The following is a 22,630-nucleotide window of genomic DNA, read 5'->3' as shown; positions in this document are numbered from 1 at the left end:
GTTTTCTTAGTTTAAATGTTTAGCTTCACTCAAATCTATCCTTGGATTTTTTAATGTCTGATCTCCCTATTTCTACCGAACTTTTTAACCGTGCAATGGCAGGCAACCGTGATGCACAATTTGAGCTTGCTGAAATTTATATGCAAAGTGAAAATGATGAGCATGTTGCCCTTGCTGAAGAATGGGCACTTAAAGCCGCTCAACTGGGTCATGTTGAAGCCATGTACTGGCTGGGTGAAGGGTATGCATTTTATGCAAAAGACATGTTGGAAGAAGATCCGGAGGAAGCAAAAACCTATTTTGAACATGCTTACCGCTGGTTAGAACAAGCAGCGAAACATAAACATCCTGCTGCTCTTTTAGAGTTATCGAATTTTTACCGTCGTGGCGATGTAGTTGAAAAGGATGTCACCAAGTCTGTTGAACTGGTCAAGCAAGCCGCTGAACTGGGTGAAGTTCAAGCCATGCGTGATTTAGCCTGCATTTATGAACATGGTTTGGGTGTAGATGTGGATGATGAAAAAGCCGATTACTGGTCTGATAAAGCTCAATCTGCTGAAGAATAATTGTATGAAAAAGCCCATCAAATAATGGGCTTTTGTTTTATACAGCTTTTAAATATTAACGCTCGATTTTAAATATTAACTCTCGGTATAACCATTTTCTTCAACCACAATCACTTGTCGACAAATTCCCTCTACTTGACGTTGCTGCTCAAAAACTGAAGCCGGCATCGCATCAAAACTGTCAAAGAAACAGATTTCATCCGCATTGACATCATAAACCAGTGAGTGATTCCCCACCTCTTCTAATGTGTCGTAATAAACAATCACAAATTTATTTTGCTCAAAGGCTTGCTGGATTTGCTGATAATTTAATGCAGATAGAATAGGTAAACCCAGTTGCTCTGCTTCTTGGTAACTGATTTTTTCACTCTCCTGAAGATCAGGGTCATGATCGGTATAAAAATGAACATTAAAACCAAACTTTTTTAATCCAACAGCTAGACCGATGGTTGTCGTGCCATTTTCAGCATCATATCCACATACATCCACAAGTTGCTGAATATCAGCATCGATACCTAAATGTTGCAGCAACATCCATACCGCAAAAATTCCACCATTTGCTTCCAGATTGGCTAATTCTTCAGGCATTTCTAAAGCCATAATTTTCATCCAAAATATGATTGTGCTGATAATAATCAATTTCAGATTGGAACAAAATCATTTTCCAAGTACAATAGCCGGCTAGTCGAGGGATGCTGCGACTTTTTCACAGGCACTAAATGTGAAATCGCTAGGCTCGACGATCAGGTCAAAACTTCGGTAAAATACTGGTTTTGATCAAAAACGGCATCCGCGAACATAACGATCCAATCTATTTTTATCCTAGGAGATCCTGATGAACGCGGTTAATGCTTCATTTACAGATTATAAAGTTGCCGATATTTCACTTGCTGAATACGGCCGTAAAGAAATCAAACTTGCTGAAGCAGAAATGCCGGCACTTATCGGTTTGCGTAAGCGTTATGCTGCAGCTAAACCACTTGCAGGCGCGAAAATTCTCGGCTGTATCCACATGACCATTCAAACTGCTGTTTTAATTGAAACTCTGGTTGAACTGGGCGCAGAAGTTCGCTGGACTTCATGTAACATCTTCTCTACTCAAGACCACGCTGCTGCGGCTATTGCTGCTCGCGGTATTCCTGTTTTCGCTTGGAAAGGCGAAACTGAAGAAGAATACATGTGGTGTCTTGAACAGCAAATCAATGTGAATGGCAAACCTTGGGATGCCAACATGATTCTAGACGATGGCGGTGACTTGACTGCTGTTGTTCACGAAAAATATCCTGAACTGATTGCTAAAATCCACGGTGTGACTGAAGAAACCACCACTGGCGTGCAACGTCTTTATGAAATGTTACGTGACGGTACTTTAAAAGTTCCTGCAATTAACGTAAACGATTCAGTGACTAAATCTAAAAATGACAACAAATACGGTTGCCGCCACTCTCTAAACGATGCCATCAAACGCGGTACGGACATGTTGATGTCTGGTCGTCGTGCACTTGTGATTGGTTACGGTGACGTAGGTAAAGGTTCTGCTCAGTCTCTTCGTCAAGAAGGCATGATTGTTCGTGTAACTGAAGTTGATCCAATCTGTGCGATGCAAGCATGTATGGACGGTTACGAAGTTGTATCTCCATACAAAAATGGTGTGCAAACGGGCAAGAAAGAAGACATCAATGTTGACCTTCTTCAAAATACTGACCTGATCGTAACGACTACGGGTAACTACCACGTATGTGACTCTGCAATGTTAGATACATTAAAAGCAGGTGCAGTGGTTTGTAACATCGGTCACTTCGACACTGAAATCGATACCAACTACTTACGTGGTTACAAATGGGTTGAAGTTAAACCTCAAGTACACCAAGTGTATCGTTCAGAAGATGAAAGCAACTATTTGATTCTTCTTTCTGAAGGTCGTTTAGTGAACCTGGGTAATGCAACAGGTCACCCATCACGTGTAATGGACGGTTCATTTGCTAACCAGGTATTGGCTCAAATGCACTTGTTCGCTGAAAAATTTGCCGATCTTCCTGAAGATCAAAAACAGGCGGCGATTCGTGTAGAACTCCTTCCTAAGAAACTGGACGAAGAAGTTGCTGCTGCAATGGTTGCCGGTTTCGGTGGTGTATTGACCACCTTGACTCAAGAACAGGCAGACTACCTTGGCGTGCAAGTTGAAGGTCCATTCAAATCTGAGACTTATAAATACTAAGTTTTTATAACTACCTCTCCCTAGCCCTCTCCTTAAAGGAGAGGGAACTTCCATTGTGAAAAAAAGTTGAAGAGAAAACCTCAATGACATTACTTTCACAAAGAAAGTCCCTTCTCCCTCTGGGAGAAGGTTAGGATGAGGGAAATTTTAAAAATAAAAGTATTGATAAAAAAGGATTTGAAAAATGACCAAACGTGTCCCAATTTCGTTTGAATTTTTTCCGACCAAAACTGATGTTGGCGCGGAAAAACTTCGTGTTGTTCATAAAGAATTACAACTGTTAAATCCTGAATTTTTTTCAGTGACTTACGGTGCAGGTGGTTCAACCCGTGAACGCACACTCGCTGCAATCAACGATTTCAATGGCAAAGGCACACCCGTAGCCCCTCACCTGTCTTGTATTGGTGATGACAAGGCACGTATTGCCGAGCTGCTTGATTTGTACAAATCGCAAGGCATCGACCGTATTGTTGCGCTACGTGGTGACTTGCCTTCTGGTCAAGTGGGCTTGGGCGAATTGCCTTATGCACAAGATCTGGTACGTTTCATCCGTGAACATTCAGGTGATCATTTCACCATTGAAGTCGCAGCCTATCCTGAAATGCACCCACAGGCAGACAGCTTTGATAAAGACATTCAACACTTTGTCGAAAAAGCCAATGCAGGTGCCAATGCCGCGTTAACACAGTTCTTCTTTAATCCAGATGCGTATTTTTACTTTGTAGACCGTATTCAAAAAGAAGGTGTGAACATTCCTGTTGCTCCGGGCATTATGCCGATTACCAATGCAAGCAATCTGATTCGCTTTGCTGATGGTACAGGTGCTGAAATTCCGCGTTGGATTCGCAAGCAACTGGCCACTTATGGTGATGACACTGCTTCAATCAAGGCTTTTGGTCATGAAGTTGTGGTGAAATTGTGTGAACGTCTGCTTGCAGGCGGTGCGCCAAGTTTGCATTTCTATACCATGAACACGACAGATCCAACACGTCAACTCGTGACTGATCTGGGTTTAGCTTAATTTTTTTCTGATTTGTGAGTAATACTTAAATGCCGCGTTTTTATATTGAAGCTGATTTGGCTGTTGATATGAATGTTGAATTAACCGAAACGGTTTTTCATCATTGGGTGAAAGTATTACGTGCACAAGTTGGTGAAAAAGCCACCTTGTTCAATGGACAAGGTGGTGAATATGAAGTCACGCTTGTCGAAGTTTCAAAAAAATCAGCAAGCGTTTCTGTCGATACCTTCAATCCGGATGATCGCACCCCTGCCTTTAGCGCCTTACTTGGACAAGTCATGAGTAAAGGTGATCGCATGGATTATGCCATTCAAAAAGCAGTTGAACTGGGTGTTGCAAAAATCCAGCTGCTGACTTCTGAACGCTGCGAAATGCGCCTTAAGTATGATCGTGATCAAAAGAAAATCGATCACTGGCAAGGGATCGCCATTGCTGCCTGCGAGCAATGCGGGATGAATAAGGTTCCTGAAGTGTTAGCACCGCTCTCTTTGCAAGACTGGTTAGCCAGTGAATTGCCTGCAACAAAACTGGTACTTGCTCCGAATAAAGATCAAGTCGATGTTCTAGCCAATGCCACCCCTGATATTGCACTTTTAATTGGCCCTGAAGGGGGACTCAGCGAAGATGAAATACAATTATCCAACGATGCCGGATTTATGAATTGGTGTATTGGCAATCGTGTTTTACGCACAGAGACCGCCCCAGTCGTTGCTTTATCTATTTTAAATTATAAAGTAACTGTATAGTTCATCCGATTTCAGATAAATACTGCCTGTTTCGATTGATTTTTCTCAATAACATAATTAATCTTGATTTAAAGATACAAATGTATATTCAAAATACAGTTTAATTTTTTTAAACATGATTAATATTTAGAAAGCAATTATTTATCGCAAAACAAAAATAAGGTTTCTGCTTTTATGTCAGATATTCAAGATGAATATATTAAACAGCATGTGAGTGCTGCTCAAATTACTAATACGATTCGACTTAGTCGATTCTTTCTCATCAGTATTCTGATCGTTTCTTTATATGTTTTTGGCATTTATCAAATTTATTTTACAAAACCATCTTTCTATTTCAATTTATGGTTTATTGCGACCGAACTCTTAAGTTGCCTAAGTTTACTGATCATCAGTATCTATTTTAAGCCGCATAATTTCACACTTAATCACGCCCATCGCTGGCTACAATTTCAATGTTTGGCAATAGGAAGCTGTATTGCAATTGGTATCAGTCTGATTTATTACTATTTACCGCAATACAACCCTAATTTCAGCCAGGTTAATGCATTAATTCTCTCAGCTTTATTATTGATTGTGAGCCAGGCATTTGCCCTGACTTTTTTAACCCAACGTCTAAATTATTTTTGCTTGACCTTTATTCCGGCCATTTTCCCTTATCTGGCTTCGCAGTTTATTGCGACAGAAACCTCTAATTTTTTATTCCATTTAACGATCAATTTCATTCTTATTGTCATTTTGCTGAGTGCAAACTCTACCACCCGTATTCATAAACGCATTTCAGCACTGTATTCCAAAAACAACCGCCTGGTTAAAAATGCCGAACAGCAAGTGCTCTGGACCGATGAGTTATGCCAGCAATTACAAACTGAAATCAATAAATCCAAAGATATCGAATTACAACTTCAACTAAACAATCAACTGCTTGAACAGAAGGTCAAAGACCGGACTTTTGACATTGCTAAAATGAATGCTGATTTAGAAAACCAGCAACAAAATCTGATGTTGGCGCATGACGTTGCGGGTCTTCGACCTTGGGACTGGAACATTAAAGATCGGGAAATTTTAGTCACCGATTTCAAGCATCAAAAGACCTTAAAACCATCAAAACAGCACCATCATCAGCTAGAAAATATCATTCATCCCGATGATCTTGAACACTTCAAAATCTCGATGAAGCAAAATTTACGTGGCCAAACCGAGCAGTATGAAGCCACTTATCGAATTCAAAACAGCAATGGCAAATGGAAATGGGTGCATGATATTGGTAGAGTCATTGCACGTGACCCTGTTAACCAAAGACCTCTGCGGATGGTCGGTATTCGCCGTGATATTCATCAGGAACGAACTGACCAGGAACGCTTAAAACTTGCAGCAAGCGTGCTGCAACAAGCGGCTGAGGGGATATTCATTTTAGATGAACAACTTTGCTATATCGACGTCAATCCATTCTATGAGCAATTGACGGGTTTTACACACGACCAAATGATTGGCAAACATTTATTTGATATTGCTACAAGTTATAAAGCACAGCAAAGAAATAGCCATTCCGCCATCATCAATCAACTGAATAAAATAGGTGAGTTTGATGGCGAGCTAAATGAAAAATTTCTGTCTGGCAAAGAACTTACAATCTGGATGCGAATTAATGCCATTAGCGATGAAAAAGATCGTGTCACGCACTATATTGGTATCGTGTCTGATTTAACTGAACGCAAGTTGCAAGAACAACGTCTGTCTTATTTAGAGAATTACGATCCACTGACTGACCTGCCGAATCGCTTTTATTATAACTATCAATTACATCAGTATTTAGTCACTCAAAAAGATTCGCTTAAACAACTTGCCGTAATTCGTCTGAATATCGATCGCTTTAGACCTTTGAATGAATTTCTGAGCAATAGCGGTGGCGATGAACTGTTACGCCAAGTGGCACAAAGGCTACGACTTACCAATGCTGAAGCATTACTGGTCGCTCATTTAAATGGAGATGACTTTGCCATTGTCTATGAAATCTCGCATATTCGCCCATCGGTTCAGCACCATTGTGAACGGATGAGCAAGGCATTTTCATTACCTTTCAACATTTTTGGTCAGGATCATATTATTACCCTGTCTATGGGGATTTCTTTCTATCCAGAAAATGGTCGCCAACTCGATTACCTGAATAATTGCGCTGAACAGGCTTTAACCGAGGCGAAAAGCTTGGGTGGCAATACCATCCGTTTTTATTCCAATAAAAACTCCGCCTTACTTGAGCAAGGGATTTATCTGGAACGCGATTTAAGACTGGCGATTAACAACAATGAACTGATTGTTTACTATCAGCCAAAAATTAATTTTAGCGATCAAAATATTTATGGTTTTGAAGCTTTGGTTCGCTGGAATCATCCAAGCAAAGGCATTATTCCACCGAACCTGTTCATTCCCCTCGCTGAGCAAACCAGTTTGATCTCTGATATAGGCAGAATTGTTATACAACAAACCGCTAAACAAATCAGGAACTGGAATGACTTAGGCTTTAATAATATATGTGTCTCGGTCAATGTGGTTGCACAGCAATTGCAACGTGGACAGTTACTCGAAGACCTTGATCATGCCATTCAAACCTACAACATTTCAGGTTCGAGCCTAGAGCTTGAAATTACTGAATCATCGCTGCTTGAGAACTCGGTTACCGTTAAAAACCTGCTCGATGAAATCAAGAAACGGAAGATCAATATCTCGCTGGATGATTTTGGAACAGGCTACTCCTCCCTATCCTATCTTGCTGATTTTCCTATTGATATCTTAAAAATAGACCGCAGTTTTATCTCCAGAATTGGACAAAACAAACAAGAAGCCATTGTCAGCGCCATGATTGCCATGGGCAAAGCGATGGGTATGGTGGTGGTTGCAGAAGGCATTGAAACAGAGGAACAGCTTCAGTACCTGCAAGATCAGGAATGTGACATTGCTCAAGGCTTCCTGTTTTCAAAACCGTTACCTGAAAGTGAAGCAACCATCTTCCTGGAACAACATCGACTTATACCTTCTTGATATAAGTCGGCACGCCTAAATATCAGTTTGCTGGAAAATGGCAGATTCGCGACTGTGCTAAGGTCGCAACAAATGTTATATTCAACCAAATTAAGCAAAAAACCACCAGCTCGGGCTGGGCAACTCAAGCAACAATAGAGATACAGATGGACGATCAATCATTAAAACAGCAAGCTTTGTACTACCACGAATATCCAACACCAGGGAAAATCAGTGTTACGCCAAGCAAACAGCTGGTCAACCAACATGACTTAGCGCTGGCTTACTCTCCTGGTGTGGCAGCACCATGTTTAGAGATTGAACGTGACCCATCGACTGCAGCCCTTTATACTGCGCGCGGCAACCTTGTTGCAGTGGTAAGTAATGGTACTGCGGTTTTAGGTCTGGGTAACATCGGTCCTTTAGCGTCTAAACCGGTTATGGAAGGTAAAGGCGTACTGTTTAAAAAATTCGCAGGTGTAGACGTATTTGACCTCGAAATTGCTGAAAACGATCCAGACAAAATTGTTGACATCGTTGCTGCATTAGAACCTACATTCGGCGGGATTAACCTTGAAGATATCAAGGCGCCAGAATGTTTCTACATTGAGCAAAAACTTCGTGAACGCATGAATATTCCTGTGTTCCATGATGATCAACATGGTACCTCTATCATTGTCGGTTCAGCTTTACTTAACGCTTTACAACTGACCGGCAAAAAAATTGAAGAGATTAAAATTGTCGCTTCAGGTGCTGGTGCAGCTGCATTGTCTTGCCTAGATTTGCTTTGTGCATTAGGTGCAAACAAACAGAACATTACCGTTGCCGATTCACGTGGTCTGCTTACGACCAAACGTGAAAATCTGGATGAATCAAAAAAACGTTATGTTCAAGATATTGAAGGCACTCAATTAGCAGATGTAATTGCTGGTGCGGATATGTTCTTGGGACTTTCAGCGGCAGGCATTTTAACCAAAGAAATGGTTAAGGTGATGGCTGAAAATCCAATCATCTTTGCTTTGGCAAACCCGGACCCTGAAATTCTGCCTGAACATGCGCACGAAGTTCGTGACGACGTGATTATGGCAACAGGCCGTTCGGATTATCCAAACCAAGTTAACAATGCCCTTTGTTTCCCGTATATCTTCCGTGGTGCACTAGACGTTGGTGCAACCACCATTAACGAAGAAATGAAAATCGCCTGCGTACACGCGATTGCACGTATGGCGCACGTTGAAGCGGATGCAGCATCGTATGGTGAAAAATCTGCATCATTTGGTCGTGACTACCTTATTCCACGCCCGCTTGATCAACGTCTAATTCTTGAAATTGCCCCTGCTGTCGCAAAAGCGGCAATGGATTCGGGTGTTGCAACTCGTCCAATCGAAGACTTCTCTGCATATCGTCAAAAATTGTCTGAGTTTGTATACAACTCTGCATTTATGATGAAACCGATTTTTGCCCAAGCAAAAACTGCGCCTAAGCGTATTGCTTATGCTGAAGGTGAAGATTTACGTGTACTTCGTGCAGTACAAATTGCGGTAGATGAAAGTTTGGCCTTCCCGATTCTTGTCGGTCGTACTGCGGTTATTGAAGCAAATATCAAAAAATTGGGCTTGCGTCTTGAACACGGTTTAAACATTGAGATTGTGGATCAAGAGAAAAATCCAGATTACGAATTTTTTGCCGATGATTACTATCAAATCATGCAGCGCAAGGGCGTAACGCCTGAATATGCACATCGTGAAGCACGTCGCCGCTCTACCCTGATCGCTGCAATGCTAGTGAAACACGGTCATGCAGACGGTATGCTTTGTGGTACCTATTCAAGCTATGACATTCACCTCGATTTCGTGAAAAATGTAATTGGCCTAAAAGAAGGTCGTAGCACGTTCTTTACCCTGAATGCATTGATGCTTCAAGATCGTAACTTGTTCATTGCCGATACTTATGTAAATACCAATCCAACGGCTGAACAGTTGGCGGAAATGACCATTTTGGCGGCTGAAGAAGTACGTCGTTTTGGTGTAATTCCACGTATTGCATTGTTATCGCATTCAAGCTTTGGCTCTGACCAGACTGATGCAAGTGCACAAAAAATGCGTAAAGTATTTGAAATTTTAAGTGAAATTGCACCTGAACTTGAGGTTGAAGGTGAAATGCACGGTGATGCTGCACTTGATGAAAATATTCGTCATTTCGCATTCCCGAACTCACGTTTCAAAGGTTCTGCAAACTTGCTGATCATGCCAAATCTGGATGCAGCAAACATTTCATTTAACCTGTTGAAAGCGACTTCAGGTAACAATGTAACGATTGGCCCAATTCTGTTGGGTGCTGCAAAACCTGTGCATATCCTGACACCGACCGCAACAACACGTCGTGTGGTGAATATGACTGCATTGACAGTTGCTGAAATTCAACAGTCACAAGAAGGCTAGTCTTTAACTTTAGCAAAAAGCTAAGGTTCTTTACTTGAGAAAACCTTTATTCTGTAGCATGATTGCTTGAAGAATAGAGGTTTTTTCATGCGAGTTTATTTAGTAGGCGGTGCAGTACGTGATCACTTACTCGGTCACCCCTATCACGAAAAAGATTATGTGGTTGTTGGTGCAACACCTGAACAACTCCTTGCTCAGGGCTATCAGCCGGTGGGCAAAGATTTCCCTGTTTTTTTACATCCCCAAACAAAAGAAGAATATGCTTTAGCCCGTACCGAACGAAAATCCGGTCATGGTTATCATGGCTTTGAATTTTATACAGATACCAGTGTAAGCCTGGAAGAAGATCTGATCCGCCGCGACCTGACCATTAATGCAATGGCGATGGATGAAGATGGCAAGCTATATGACCCTTATAATGGTCAGCAAGATTTGACCGATCGAATATTACGTCATGTATCCAATGCTTTTGTAGAAGATCCGCTACGCGTTTTACGTATCGCACGCTTTGCCGCACGTTATAAAGCATTGGGATTTACGGTGGCCGCTGAAACTTTAGCGTTGATGCAGCAGCTGGCTGAATCGGGCGAATTACAGGCATTGACGCCTGAACGGGTATGGAAAGAAACTTCGCGTGCCTTGATGGAAAATCATGCTGATGAGTATTTCGAAGTACTTCGTGCCTGTGGTGCTTTAAAAGTCCTGTTCCCGGAACTAGATGCGTTATACGGTATTCCACAACGTCCTGAATATCATCCGGAAATTGATTGTGGCATTCATACCATGATGTCATTGCAACAAGCCTGTAAAGCCAACTATTCACTCGACGTTCGTTTTGCCGTGCTGGTTCATGATTTAGGCAAAGCGCTCACACCAGCCGAGGAATTGCCGCGGCATATCATGCATGAAGAACGTGGGGTCAAACCGGTAACTGAAGTGTGTGAACGTCTTAAAGTTCCTACCAATACCAAGCAACTCGCCCTTGCAGTATGTAAAGAACATTTAAAATGTCATCAAGCTTTGAATCTTAAACCGGGCACTTTATGGCGTTTGTTACAACGTCTGGATGTATTACGCCGTCCTGAACGTGTTGAAGCCTATGTTCAGGCATGTGAGTGCGATTCACGTGGCCGCCTAGGTTTGGAAAATCGTGAATATCCGCAATCACGATATGTCTTGGATGCAATGGAAGTGGTCCGTGGCATTAAAGCGCAGGATTTGCCACCCGATATTAGTGGCCCGGATATTGGGGAAATGTTAATTCAACGGCGTATTCAAGCAATTGAAGAATTAAAAGCCCGTCAGATTATTGCTACTGTATAGCGCATAAAAAAGCTTCTCATTTGAGAAGCTTTTTTATTCTAATCCCTCGCCTCACATAGCACTGCTCGTCATCTTTAAAAAATGAAGAACTTTCCCCTCCCTTTTTTAAAGGGAGGTTGGGAGGGATTTATAAGATTTTTTTAGAAATACAATTAAGAAACATCCGCCGGAAAAGTAATCACTTTTTCAAGTTTCATCTGTTCAGTTGCGACCATCAATAAACGGTCAATACCTAAAGCAATGCCGGAACATTCAGTCATGTGCGGTAAAGCCGCCAGCAGATATTCATCAATCGGCATCACATGCAAGCCTAGCTTTTCCCGCTCAAGATTATCGGCTTCAAAACGTGAGCGTAAAACCTCAGCATCAATCAGTTCATCATAGGCATTGGCCAATTCCAAACCTTCAATATAAAGCTCGAAACGTGCTGCGACCTGTTCACCCCCTTCATCAACTTTGACTTTGGCGAGTGATGCCATTTCAGGGGGAAAATCGGTTAAAAATACCGGCGTATCAAAACCCAAACTCGGTTCAACCATATGTGAAAATAACAGGTCGATATAACCCAAACGGTCATTCCCCAAATCCAGATTCAGACCGACACGGTTACAGCAGTCTTTCAGTTCCTTTAAACTGGCTTGCAAAGGATTGAGATCGAGACGGTCCATAAAGGCATGTTTGTAACTTAAAATGCTCGGACGGACTTCGCCAAAACGATGTGCCAAGGTTACATTAAGCAAGTCGGTGACTTCAAACATCAGTTCTTTTAAGCTTAAATTTGGGCGGTACCATTCCAGCATGGTGAATTCACTATTGTGTTTGCGCCCATGTTCGTCATCACGAAAGACTTTACAAATTTGGTAAATTGGACCACTGCCACTGGCAAGCAAGCGCTTCATAGCAAATTCAGGTGAAGTCTGTAAATAATGAGTTTGTTTGCGACCACCTAAATGACGCTGAGCCTGAATAGATGCTAGATGCACATCGGTCACGCCCGCTTGGGACAATATTGGCGTTTCCACTTCAAGCACATCCCGTTCAGCAAAAAACTGACGGATTTGTGCATACATTTTGGCGCGGGCTTTTAGTGTTTTGATATCACAGGTTGGTTGATAATTAATGGTTTTTGTATTTACCATGCTCATGCTTTCGGGCCTCCGTGCGCTGCCCATTCACGGCGTAAGGGATAGGTTTTACGTAAATAATCAAAGGCTTTTTGATCCACTTTACCGTCTTTTAAGCAGACACGCAGATTGGCATCGTCACGTGCAATATCATAAATTTGAGCTAGATGCTGTTTCAGTACCGACTTTAAATCCTGACTCAGAAAATATTGCTCACATACTGGTAACTGGGTTTCAAATTGCTTGTCGGCTGCGAAATTAAAAGTTTTGCAGAAGGCATCGTAAATCATTTGCGTGCCACGCGCTTTGCCTTCCAGGCTATAGCCCGCAATATGCGGTGTCACCAAACGAATCAGATTTAACAGTTGTTCTGAAATTTCAGGTTCATGTTCAAATACATCTAATACTACTGGACGTTTGGTCTGTTGAATATCCGCAATCAGTGCCGCTTCCTCGACCACGGGACCACGAGCTGAATTAATCAATATCGCTTCAGGCTTCATTTCTGCCAAAGCATCCGCATTGATTAAATGAAAAGTCGGATGTACTCTGGTTTTGGTTAAGGGCACATGAATGGAAATGGCATCTGCTGTTTTCAACAATTCTGCTAATTCAACTTGGGTGATATTTTCACGATTCACAAAAGGATCATGACCAATCACATTCCATCCGAGCAATTTTGCCATATAGGCCAGACGTGAACCGACATTGCCCAGGCCAATAATACCGAGGGTGAATTGTTCATTTTTTTCGATTAAATCGGGTTGTAAATATAGCAGTGCGGCAATCACATATTCAGCTACTGCCTGGGCATTACATCCTGCCGCATTTGACCATGCGATATTGTGTTTTTCTAAAGCAGGAATATTAAGATGGTCCGTACCAATGGTGGCACTGCCGACAAATTTTAATTTTGTATCTTGAATAAGCGGTTCATTTACTTGGGTCACAGAACGAACCAGCAAGGCTTCAGCATCCCGTACCTCTGCATGGGTTAAAGTTCGCCCTGCTGCTTGCTGAATTTCGCCAAAATCTGCAAAGAAATATTCGGTAAAGGCCAGATTTTCATCTGCAACGATTTTCATAGTGCGTTCCAATGACATGAAGAGCGTTATGATAACGCTTAGCGGCAAATCTGACTATGCACCTGAGCTATAGAGCTGCTTCTTTAAGCTATATGCAAGAATATTCAAATTTTAATAGCTTTGATGCCAACTAAGCGCTAACTCAAAATACAATTTCTTCTCCCCCAAAAAAAGACCGACTTCTGTAAAAAAATCGGTCAAAACAGGAAGCAGTAAAGCTTAAATCGAATAGATTAAGCCACAGCACCATCAATAATACCCTGCGCTTTTAAAGCTCTTAATTCATCCTCAGTTTTAAATTGCGATAAAATCTGTTCGGTATGTTCACCCAACTGTGGCGCAGCGTGCCTATATTCAACTGGGGTATCAGATAGTTTAATTGGTGAACCGATCATTTTAAAATGATCATTCAATGGATGTGCGACCTCCACCACCATGTCACGAGATTGAATTTGTGGCTCATTCAATGCATCTTCGACTGAGTTAATCACTCCGACCGGCACTTTAACGGCATGAATTGCAGTGACCCACTCTTCAGCATTTTTAGCCAAGAAATATTCTGACAATAAAGGAATCAGCTCATCTCGATGTTTAACACGGTCCTGATTGCGCTGAAATTTTTGATCTTCCAACAACTCAGGCAACCCAATGGCAATGCACAAATCTTTAAACTGTTTATCATTACCACAGGCAATAATAAACTCTTTATCTTTGGCTTTGAAAGTCTGATACGGCACAATATTGGGATGATGATTCCCCATCCGCTTTGGAGATACGCCCGAAGTTAAATAATTCATGCCTTGATTGGCAAGCGCCGCCACTTGTACATCCAATAAAGATAAATCGATATATTGACCACGACCGGTATGCTGGCGTGCCAGTAAAGCCGCCTGAATAGCAACCGTTGCATACAAGCCTGTTTGTATATCGACCACAGCAACACCGACTTTTTGCGCGCCCCCACCCGGCAATTCGTCCTTTTCACCAGTAATGCTCATCAACCCTGACATGCCTTGAATGATAAAGTCATAACCCGGTTCTTCAGCACGTGGCCCTGTTTGGCCAAATCCGGTAATAGAGCAATAGACCAAGTTCGGATTAAGCTGATTTAAAGACGCATAATCTAAACCGTATTTTCCCAATGAACCGGCTTTATAGTTTTCAATCACCACATCGGCGGTTTTGGCAATTTCTCGAATCAGTTCCTGACCCTGTTCACTTGCAATATCTATTGCAACCGAATATTTATTGCGATTGGCACATTGATAGTAACCTGATTCGCGTGTTGCAGTGCCTTGATTATCCAGCATCCACGGTGGTCCCCACATGCGGGTATCATCACCCACTTTTGGACGCTCAATTTTAATCACTTCTGCACCGAGATCTGCCAGAATCTGGCCGCACCATGGACCTGCCAGTACACGGCTTAAATCTAAAACGCGAATTCCTTGTAATGCACCCATGTTCTACTCCAAAAGCCAGCAGAAAATGCTGCTGGCTCTTTTTATTATTTAGCGGTAATTGTTTTGTTGATTGTGGCCACGCTGCTCCGCGTATTCTCTTCTGTATCTGTGGCGGTGACCAATGAAGATTGCTGTGGGTCATATTGGCGTTCACGAATAAACAAGCCTGGAATCACACCCGCAATAAAGTAGGCAGCACCCATCACAATAAATGCCATGGTGAACGAACCGCCAGCCGCGATAATCCCGATGGTGGCAGGCGCAATGGCAGCACCCAGACGCCCCATGTTATATGCACCGCCAATGGCTGTTCCGCGTACATCGGTCGAGAAGGTTTCCGCCATGTAAGTTGCATTTACACCGTACGGAATTCCGTAAAGGAATCCAAAGGTAATTAACAGATAGGCAATATTGGTTGGCGTGTTAAAAAAGATAATGACGGGTAAAAATGCAGCCGTTGCAACTGTACCAAAAACAAAAGTTGCCCGACGACCCAATTTGTCTGCCGCATAGCCGGCAATAATTTTACCGAGAATCATCGCTGTATATGCACCGACCATATAGCCTGTTAATGCCTTAAAGTTCATATTCAGTTCGGTTTCTAAATAGGTTGGCATCCAGTTATTGACACCGTAGTAGCCAAACTGCAAAAAGGCAGCTGTGCTCATCCATAACAGGAACATTTTGCGGTGCTGGGTATGTCCAAAAATACGCTTATAAACACTTTCAGAAGGAACTTTAGCAGTGAGGGCTTCACTGGCAGGCTCAATTTTCAACTCTTTACGTTTAAATTGTTCTATTTTTGCTTCCTGCCAAGATGCAGGTTCAGGAACAAAACGCATGAAAATAAGTGCGAAGGCAGCCGGAACAATGGTCACATAAAACAGCATACGCCAGCCATGATCAGGAATAATAGCTCCTGCCAACAAAGTTGCCACGATATAACCAATCGTTTGACCAGTCTGCAAGGTACCCAAAACAGTAGTACGGTACTTGGTGGGAACATATTCTGCCATAAGCGTATTACACGCCATGTAGAGCGAACCCAAGCCAAAGGCACCAATAAAGCGCAGAATCATGAATTGCTCATAAGTTTGGGTAAAGCCCAAAATACAGGTCATGATTGAAAAGAAAACCACAGACCAGGCAATGGTTTTTACCCGGCCAAATTTGTCACATGCCCATCCACCGGTAATTCCGCCCAGCGCCATGCCTGCAAGAGATAAACTTCCCAGCATCCCCGCTTGAAATGAAGTTAGTCCAAACTCAGCTTTTAAACTGGTCAAGCTAAATGACAACAGCATGATGTCAACACCATCAATTACCAGTGAAATAAATGCAAAGACAAATGCAATTTTCCAAGTGTTTTTATGAATGCGATGTGCTGTACCTACATTGGAGGGTAATTTTCTGCTGAGCGTTCCTGCTCCAGCCTGTATATCATTATTCATTTCCATATCCCTCATTTTCCCAAATGAGTCATCGGCAGTCCTATTCTTTCTCTACATTTACCAGAGGTTCTTTATTATTTTTCTATCATTCCGTTTGAACTTTAAGCTTGAAAATGTACAGACTTACAAGAATTTTTCACGATGAATCCTTTACTTAAAGTTAATTATTAATTTTTTCAAGACAAAACGTCTCTAGGATGCCCACGAATGAGCATCCTGAATTGAAGAACTAAATTAGTTACCGAATGCAGCGATGCCTGTTTGTGCACGACCCAGAATCAAGGCATGCACATCATGGGTACCTTCATAGGTATTCACCACTTCCAGATTGACCAGATGACGCGCCACACCAAACTCGTCACTGATGCCATTTCCGCCGAGCATGTCACGCGCAAGTCGTGCAATGTCCAGCGCCTTGCCACAGTTGTTGCGTTTGATCAGTGATGTGCCCTCAACCGAAGCAATGCCTTCATCTTTCATGCGGCCGAAACGCAGGGCAATCTGTAAACCGAGTGCAATCTCTGTCTGCATGTCGGCCAGTTTCTTCTGGATCAACTGATTGGCAGCGAGTGGACGACCGAACTGCTTGCGGTCCATGGTGTATTGATGCGCGGTATGCCAGCAAAATTCTGCTGCACCCATTGCACCCCAAGCGATGCCGTAACGTGCACTATTCAGGCAGGTAAACGGACCTTTTAAACCGCGCACTTCCGGAAAAGCATTTTCTTCAGGCACAAAAACATTGTCCATCACGATTTCACCGGTAATCGAGGCACGTAAACCGACCTTGCCGTGAATTGCAGGAGCTGACAGTCCTTCCCAGCCTTTTTCCAGAATAAAGCCACGGATCTCACCAACATTGCCCTCAGCAGATACTTCTTTGGCCCAGACCACAAAAACATCGGCAATCGGACTGTTGGTAATCCACATTTTTGCGCCCGATAGACGATAACCACCATCGACCTTTTTGGCACGGCTAATCATGCTGCCGGGATCAGAACCATGATCCGGTTCAGTCAAACCGAAACAGCCGATGTATTCACCCGTTGCTAATTTTGGTAAATACTTTTGCTTTTGCTCTTCAGAGCCAAACTCATTGATCGGTACCATCACCAGTGAGCTTTGTACACTGGCCATGGAACGGTAGCCTGAATCGACATATTCAATTTCACGTGCCACCAGGCCATAACTGACATAGTTCAACCCTGCACCGCCGTAAGCTTCCGGAATGGTGGGGCCAAGCAAGCCGAGCTCACCCATTTCACGGAAAATGGAGGCATCGGTTTGTTCATGACGGAACTGTTCCAGTACACGCGGCAACAATTTGCCCTGACAATAGGCATGGGCAGAATCGCGAATCATGCGCTCCTCTTCAGTCAATTGCTGCTCGATTAAAAACGGGTCTTGCCAGTTAAATTGAACTTTTGCTGTATTTTTCATCTTGACCATTTGATTCATCGCTTCCTCTGCTCGATATCATGTTGTATTTATCTGACTCGATGCTATGGCTGAAAACTGATTCTTTCAAACGATAAATTTTCATGCAGATATGCTATTTATGCATATCTTATTTCAAGTAGATAGATAACAATGGATTTGGCGGTTGTATTCATTAGCCATTATTCGATTTTTAGACTAAAGTTAAATGGGTTTAGCATCTTTATATGCCATTTTAAAATATCTGGTTCAGATAAAAGGATTTATCTATGCGTCGTCATATCCCATCTTTACAAGGTTTATTGTGTTTTGAGTCTGCGGCTAAACATGCCAGTTATACGCATGCCTCCCAAGAACTGTGTATAACTCAAAGTGCAGTGTCACGGCAAATTCAGCAACTCGAAGAATTTCTTAAACTTGAACTATTTACCCGAACCCGACATGGTGTCGAACTTACTCTAGCAGGACAGCAATATTACACTCTGATCAAACCCTATTTATTGGGTCTGGAGCAAAGTACTTTAGATCTTATGGCGCATAAAGGTCTGGGAGGAACACTAAAATTAGGTGTTGTTCCTACTTTTGCAACCTGCTGGCTGCTTCCTAAATTGCACCGTTTTAATGAAATTTATCCTGAAATTACCGTACATTTAGAAACCAGCACCAAACCTTTTCTATTTAATGAAACCATATTTGATGCAGCGATATATGCAGGCACACCGCAACAAATTGCCCATTGGCCAGGCGTACAAACCCATTACTTAATGAAAGAAGATCTGATTGCAGTTTGCTCCCCTCAGCTTATTTTAAAAAATTTTCCTGATTCGGTAATGACCAGTGAATATAACTATGATTTAACCCCTGAACAGCTCGTTCAGCTTCCACTGTTACAACAAACTACCCGGCCCGGTATTTGGCAGGAATGGTTTAAAACCCATCAAATTTTTCATCCGAAATCCGATACGGGGCATCGGCATGAATTATTTTCTATGTTAGCTGTAGCAGCCAAACAATCAATGGGTATGGCACTCATTCCACAAATCCTGATCGAGTCAGAACTTCAAAAAAAAGAACTGGTCATCACATCCAGTAAAAAACTCGAAGGAAGCCGTTCTTATTATTTAGTGCATTCTAGTCAAGAGTCTTCTCCTCTGATCCACAAATTTATTGATTGGATTCAGCAGGAATTACTGCTTTTATCAACTCATAATAATGATAGAAATTAGAAAAAATAAAATTATTCATTGTAAAAAACAATACACACCTTTAAATCAAACAACTGGTTGATAGATAATTGATATCATCATAAAATGTGGCTAAGCGCTTTGTAGGCAAAGGATGTTTCCTTTGTTAAAACTGCTGAGGGAAAATTTATAAATCCATTTTATTTTAATTAAAAATGACTTAGACATTGTTAGGTAGCCGAAAAGAATGAATCAAAGTTCCACCAATAGGTCTTATACACTCGGTTGGGTGTTTTTACTCACCTTGCTTACTGCATTTAGTGCTTTATCAACTGATATGTATTTGCCTGCATTACCTATGATGGCTGAGGAATACCAAGTCAGTACACAAACAATTGCGAATACATTAGGTGCTTATTTTCTTGGATTGGCTTTTGGTCAATTGATTTACGGCCCCCTCAGCGATCGTTATGGACGCAAGTCTCCGCTTTATTTTGGTCTGGTGATTTATATTGTTGCCAGTCTTTGCTGTGCCGTAGCACCTAATGATACTATTCTACTGATCTTTCGGGTATTGCAAGCGTTCGGCGGTTGTGCAGGTGTGGTCATTGTACGGGCTGCCATACGTGATCGACTTGACATGCAAGCATCTGCGCAGGTGTTTTCCACCATGCTACTGGCGATGGGCTTAGCACCTATATTGGCTCCAGCTTTTGGTGCCTTATTGATTCAATACTTCCATTGGTCAAGCATTTTTTATCTACTGACTGCAATTGGTGTTGTGACATTGGTTCTGGTGCATTTTTATTTTGACGAGACCCTAAAGCAGACAAATCGCCAGAATATTTCAGCTAGAGAAATATCCAAAAACTACCTAAGGTTATTTAAAGATCAAAGTTTCGCCGTACCCATGTTTGCGGGCGCAATGCTATATGGAACACTGTATTGTTATATCAGTGCATCTTCAAATCTATTTATTAATTTTCTTAAAGTACCAGAACAGCAATTTGCCTATCTATTTGGACTAAATGCCTTTGGTCTGATGCTGTTTGCTTTCATCAATAAACGTTTAATTCGTCATTTTTCAGTAAGCCATTTATTTATATTAGGTGCTCTTATACAAGTATCCGGCATATTCATCATTAGTATAAATGCATGGTCGTATACGATTAATCCCTATTTGATTTGCTCAGGATTATTTTTATTGGTAGGCGGTATAGGATTTACCGGGCCAAATTCAATGGCCATTGTCATGCAAAATCAAGTTAAACAAGCAGGATTAGCAAGCGCACTCATGGGTGGCGTACAATTTTTCTGTGGGTTTATCATGACGATAGTATTGTCTGTCTTGCCTTTTAACATACTACAAAATATGAGTATTATTATGCTCATCACCGGGTTGCCGAGTGTATATTTCGCAATTTTTAATCATCAAAGCTTTGTAGAATTAAAATAACAGAATCTATTTATATAGAAAAAGACTCCGATGCGGGTCTTTTTTTGAAAAGATTTTTTGTATTATCAACTATTTATTCGTCTCATTTCTTTCAAGAATGCCAATTAAAAAAGATTAATTTTAAAAGGCCATTTTAACAAAACTTATTCTGATTTTATTGATCAATGTACCGATTTAGTTCTCACCTGTCTTTTAGGGCTTTTAATTTTTAGCTTGAGAAGCATTTTTTCCCTCGGATTCTCTTTATCATTTCCTATACATTGTCTGAGCAAATATCAACGTGATTTAAATAATAATGAGAACCTGAATCCTATTTATTTCTGCTGTTTTTAAGATCGTTAATTTGAATCTTTTGATAATTTAACTCAGTACCATGTTTTTATAACTATTAACCAATTACAACCAATGTTTGATAAATAGGACGTACAACTTATTTTTTTCTGTTTTATAAAATCCAAGCTTTCTATAACAAACTGATTTATTAGATTCACCCATAATTACTACAGCATAAAGAGCAGAATCAGCGACTAAAAAATAAAAAACCAGCGATTTTCATCACTGGTCTTTTTATAAATTTTGCTATGGAATTGATGGATCGAAGTTTAAACGTTTGCTTTGGTTAAACGCATGGCATCTGCTGTCTTATGTTTTTTCATCAAGCGAGTCAGCAAGAACATAGAGATGGCAGCTAAAAATGCAGGAATTGTCAATAAATTTACAATTTGTTCGCCGGATAAGCCAGATACCATGAGCCAACCTACCGCACCGGAACCAATAAATGACCCTAAACGACCTGCACCACCTGCCCAACTGACCCCAGTAGAACGGCAATGTGTTGGATAATAGCTTGAACAGAACACATGGATTCCAACATGTGAGCCACTAATACCAGCACCAATCCCGAATATCCCCAGTACGATAAGCATTGTACTTAAATTCGCTACACCAGCACTGAGTGCCAAGACACAGATTGCACCCAACACATAAGAGATGGTTAATGTGCGGCTGTGACCTACTTTATCCATGAAATAGGCAATAATTAATGCACCTACTGTACCGCCAATTTGGAATGCCGAAGTGATCCATGAGGCACTTTGCATATTAAAGCCTTCATTTTTCAGAATCGTTGGCATCCAACTGGAGATCATATAAATGATAATTGAACCCATCGTGAATGCACACCAGAACAGCAAGGTGCCAGCAATGTAATCTTTACTAAATAGTTCACGTACACTGACATTTTGTTTTTCGGTTACTGATGCGACCAATTCTGGAATAGGTTGACCCTTAGGCGCCATTTTTTGGATGACATCATCAATTTTTTCTTTAGAAAATTTATTCAACACCATGAAACGTAATGATTCTGGCATGAAATAATATATAAATGGCAATGCGAGTAAAGGAACAATACCGCCAATCATGAGGATACCTTGCCAACCAATTAATTGAATAAGTTGACCTGCCAATAAACCACCCATTGCTGCTCCAATGGTATAACCACAAAACATTACAGTGACGAGGGTAGAACGTCGTTTGGTTGGACAATATTCTGAGGTAATGGTCACCGCATTAGGCATCGCGCCTCCCAACCCTAAACCAGTCAAAAAACGTAATACAATCAATACAGTTAAGTTTGGAGAAAATGCAGAGATTAAAGTACCAATACTGAATATGATAACGCTCCAGATGATAATTTTTTTACGCCCAAATTTGTCAGCTAAGGGTCCAAATGCAAAAGAACCCAGCATCAGTCCAAATACGCCTGATAAAAATAGAGGGGCTAAATCGGCTGGAGTGAGTGACCATTGGGCAATTAATGCCGGCGCAATAAATCCTACTGCTGCAATATCGAAACCGTCGAATGCTGCAACGACAAAACATAATATAATAATTATCTTTTGTAGTTTAGAGACGGGTACGCTATCGATAAAATCTTGAACTTCCATTCGTCCATTTGTATGTTGAGTCATCCTGTTTCTCACTTGATTTTAGATTTTTTATGACTGAAATCACATCCTTGTTCTTCAGCTTAATTTACTTAGGCTAACTTCAAGGAAAATCATAAATATTTAATTTCCCTTAAAGCCATTCCCCGCTTTT

Annotated in this window: 16 protein-coding genes; 9 read left to right on the top strand and 7 right to left on the bottom strand. The window is 41.4% G+C overall.

Translation table 11 applies throughout. From position 1 onward, the window contains the following. The first annotated feature begins 53 nt into the window (after positions 1–53). Positions 54–566 (top strand): tetratricopeptide repeat protein, encoded by a 513-nt coding sequence (locus ACU0NF_RS04735; RefSeq protein WP_445660303.1) that lies wholly within the window; start codon positions 54–56, stop codon positions 564–566. Between the two features lie 75 nt (positions 567–641). Here ACU0NF_RS04735 and ACU0NF_RS04730 read toward each other — a convergent pair whose 3' ends face one another. Beyond that, the gene (locus ACU0NF_RS04730; RefSeq protein WP_445660302.1) at positions 642–1,166 is read right to left on the bottom strand and encodes a cysteine peptidase family C39 domain-containing protein; all 525 of its coding nucleotides are present in this window, start codon (positions 1,164–1,166) and stop codon (positions 642–644) included. A 235-nt stretch (positions 1,167–1,401) separates the two neighbouring features. Here ACU0NF_RS04730 and ahcY point away from each other — a divergent pair, with 235 nt between their 5' ends. From ahcY to ACU0NF_RS04700, 6 genes are all read left to right on the top strand, one after another. Continuing rightward, positions 1,402–2,784 carry an adenosylhomocysteinase gene (gene ahcY / locus ACU0NF_RS04725; RefSeq protein WP_445660301.1) on the top strand — a complete coding sequence of 461 codons (1,383 nt, stop codon included), beginning with the start codon at positions 1,402–1,404 and terminating at the stop codon, positions 2,782–2,784. Positions 2,785–2,968: 184 nt separating this feature from the next. Next, positions 2,969–3,805, top strand: a complete 837-nt coding sequence (gene metF / locus ACU0NF_RS04720) for a methylenetetrahydrofolate reductase [NAD(P)H] (RefSeq protein WP_131268072.1) — start codon at positions 2,969–2,971, stop codon at positions 3,803–3,805. A 29-nt stretch (positions 3,806–3,834) separates the two neighbouring features. After that, positions 3,835–4,551 carry a 16S rRNA (uracil(1498)-N(3))-methyltransferase gene (locus ACU0NF_RS04715; protein WP_370984077.1) on the top strand — a complete coding sequence of 239 codons (717 nt, stop codon included), beginning with the start codon at positions 3,835–3,837 and terminating at the stop codon, positions 4,549–4,551. Between the two features lie 174 nt (positions 4,552–4,725). Next, the gene (locus ACU0NF_RS04710; protein ID WP_445660300.1) at positions 4,726–7,587 is read left to right on the top strand and encodes a bifunctional diguanylate cyclase/phosphodiesterase; all 2,862 of its coding nucleotides are present in this window, start codon (positions 4,726–4,728) and stop codon (positions 7,585–7,587) included. Positions 7,588–7,733: 146 nt separating this feature from the next. Beyond that, the gene (locus tag ACU0NF_RS04705) at positions 7,734–10,007 is read left to right on the top strand and encodes an NADP-dependent malic enzyme (RefSeq protein WP_445660299.1); all 2,274 of its coding nucleotides are present in this window, start codon (positions 7,734–7,736) and stop codon (positions 10,005–10,007) included. An 87-nt stretch (positions 10,008–10,094) separates the two neighbouring features. Beyond that, positions 10,095–11,330, top strand: coding sequence for a multifunctional CCA addition/repair protein (locus ACU0NF_RS04700; RefSeq protein ID WP_445660298.1), 1,236 nt, complete (start codon positions 10,095–10,097; stop codon positions 11,328–11,330). Positions 11,331–11,482: 152 nt separating this feature from the next. On the opposite strand, the gene epmA is transcribed toward ACU0NF_RS04700, so the two are convergent. From epmA to ACU0NF_RS04675, 5 genes are all read right to left on the bottom strand, one after another. Continuing rightward, a complete protein-coding gene (epmA, locus tag ACU0NF_RS04695) occupies positions 11,483–12,469 on the bottom strand; it encodes an EF-P lysine aminoacylase EpmA (RefSeq protein ID WP_445660331.1) in 987 nt (328 codons plus the stop codon). A gap of 2 nt (positions 12,470–12,471) precedes the next feature. Further along, positions 12,472–13,539: a 4-phosphoerythronate dehydrogenase gene (locus ACU0NF_RS04690; RefSeq protein WP_445660297.1), complete on the bottom strand. Its 1,068-nt coding sequence runs from the start codon at positions 13,537–13,539 to the stop codon at positions 12,472–12,474. 233 nt (positions 13,540–13,772) lie between these two features. Further along, positions 13,773–15,002 (bottom strand): CaiB/BaiF CoA transferase family protein, encoded by a 1,230-nt coding sequence (locus ACU0NF_RS04685; protein WP_445660296.1) that lies wholly within the window; start codon positions 15,000–15,002, stop codon positions 13,773–13,775. A 44-nt stretch (positions 15,003–15,046) separates the two neighbouring features. Continuing rightward, positions 15,047–16,453, bottom strand: coding sequence for an MFS transporter (locus tag ACU0NF_RS04680; protein ID WP_445660295.1), 1,407 nt, complete (start codon positions 16,451–16,453; stop codon positions 15,047–15,049). A 234-nt stretch (positions 16,454–16,687) separates the two neighbouring features. Then, complete coding sequence (locus tag ACU0NF_RS04675) at positions 16,688–17,911, bottom strand: acyl-CoA dehydrogenase (protein ID WP_445660294.1); 1,224 nt, start codon at positions 17,909–17,911, stop codon at positions 16,688–16,690. Between the two features lie 248 nt (positions 17,912–18,159). On the opposite strand from ACU0NF_RS04675, the gene ACU0NF_RS04670 reads away from it, so the two are divergent. Next, on the top strand, positions 18,160–19,116 hold the full coding sequence (locus tag ACU0NF_RS04670) for a LysR substrate-binding domain-containing protein (RefSeq protein ID WP_445660293.1): 957 nt from the start codon (positions 18,160–18,162) through the stop codon (positions 19,114–19,116). A 205-nt stretch (positions 19,117–19,321) separates the two neighbouring features. Further along, complete coding sequence (locus ACU0NF_RS04665; RefSeq protein ID WP_445660292.1) at positions 19,322–20,530, top strand: multidrug effflux MFS transporter; 1,209 nt, start codon at positions 19,322–19,324, stop codon at positions 20,528–20,530. A 602-nt stretch (positions 20,531–21,132) separates the two neighbouring features. Here ACU0NF_RS04665 and ACU0NF_RS04660 read toward each other — a convergent pair. Beyond that, the gene (locus ACU0NF_RS04660) at positions 21,133–22,500 is read right to left on the bottom strand and encodes an MFS transporter (protein ID WP_445660291.1); all 1,368 of its coding nucleotides are present in this window, start codon (positions 22,498–22,500) and stop codon (positions 21,133–21,135) included. Between the last annotated feature and the right edge of the window lie 130 nt (positions 22,501–22,630).

It is taken from the genome of Acinetobacter sp. F16, assembly GCF_052712855.1.
The sequence above is the reverse complement of the archived record's forward strand: the minus strand, read 5'-3'. Positions and strand labels throughout refer to the sequence as shown.

What these genes read in the sequence shown, in the direction of transcription:
- ACU0NF_RS04700 (WP_445660298.1), top strand. Translation starts at nt 10,095, where the DNA reads ATGCGAGTTTATTTAGTAGGCGGTGCAGTACGTGATCACTTACTCGGT.
- ACU0NF_RS04675 (WP_445660294.1), bottom strand. Translation starts at nt 17,911, where the DNA reads ATGAATCAAATGGTCAAGATGAAAAATACAGCAAAAGTTCAATTTAAC.
- ACU0NF_RS04735 (WP_445660303.1), top strand. Translation starts at nt 54, where the DNA reads ATGTCTGATCTCCCTATTTCTACCGAACTTTTTAACCGTGCAATGGCA.
- metF (WP_131268072.1), top strand. Translation starts at nt 2,969, where the DNA reads ATGACCAAACGTGTCCCAATTTCGTTTGAATTTTTTCCGACCAAAACT.
- ACU0NF_RS04705 (WP_445660299.1), top strand. Translation starts at nt 7,734, where the DNA reads ATGGACGATCAATCATTAAAACAGCAAGCTTTGTACTACCACGAATAT.
- epmA (WP_445660331.1), bottom strand. Translation starts at nt 12,469, where the DNA reads ATGGTAAATACAAAAACCATTAATTATCAACCAACCTGTGATATCAAA.
- ahcY (WP_445660301.1), top strand. Translation starts at nt 1,402, where the DNA reads ATGAACGCGGTTAATGCTTCATTTACAGATTATAAAGTTGCCGATATT.
- ACU0NF_RS04710 (WP_445660300.1), top strand. Translation starts at nt 4,726, where the DNA reads ATGTCAGATATTCAAGATGAATATATTAAACAGCATGTGAGTGCTGCT.
- ACU0NF_RS04690 (WP_445660297.1), bottom strand. Translation starts at nt 13,539, where the DNA reads ATGAAAATCGTTGCAGATGAAAATCTGGCCTTTACCGAATATTTCTTT.
- ACU0NF_RS04665 (WP_445660292.1), top strand. Translation starts at nt 19,322, where the DNA reads ATGAATCAAAGTTCCACCAATAGGTCTTATACACTCGGTTGGGTGTTT.
- ACU0NF_RS04660 (WP_445660291.1), bottom strand. Translation starts at nt 22,500, where the DNA reads ATGACTCAACATACAAATGGACGAATGGAAGTTCAAGATTTTATCGAT.
- ACU0NF_RS04715 (WP_370984077.1), top strand. Translation starts at nt 3,835, where the DNA reads ATGCCGCGTTTTTATATTGAAGCTGATTTGGCTGTTGATATGAATGTT.
- ACU0NF_RS04680 (WP_445660295.1), bottom strand. Translation starts at nt 16,453, where the DNA reads ATGAATAATGATATACAGGCTGGAGCAGGAACGCTCAGCAGAAAATTA.
- ACU0NF_RS04730 (WP_445660302.1), bottom strand. Translation starts at nt 1,166, where the DNA reads ATGGCTTTAGAAATGCCTGAAGAATTAGCCAATCTGGAAGCAAATGGT.
- ACU0NF_RS04685 (WP_445660296.1), bottom strand. Translation starts at nt 15,002, where the DNA reads ATGGGTGCATTACAAGGAATTCGCGTTTTAGATTTAAGCCGTGTACTG.
- ACU0NF_RS04670 (WP_445660293.1), top strand. Translation starts at nt 18,160, where the DNA reads ATGCGTCGTCATATCCCATCTTTACAAGGTTTATTGTGTTTTGAGTCT.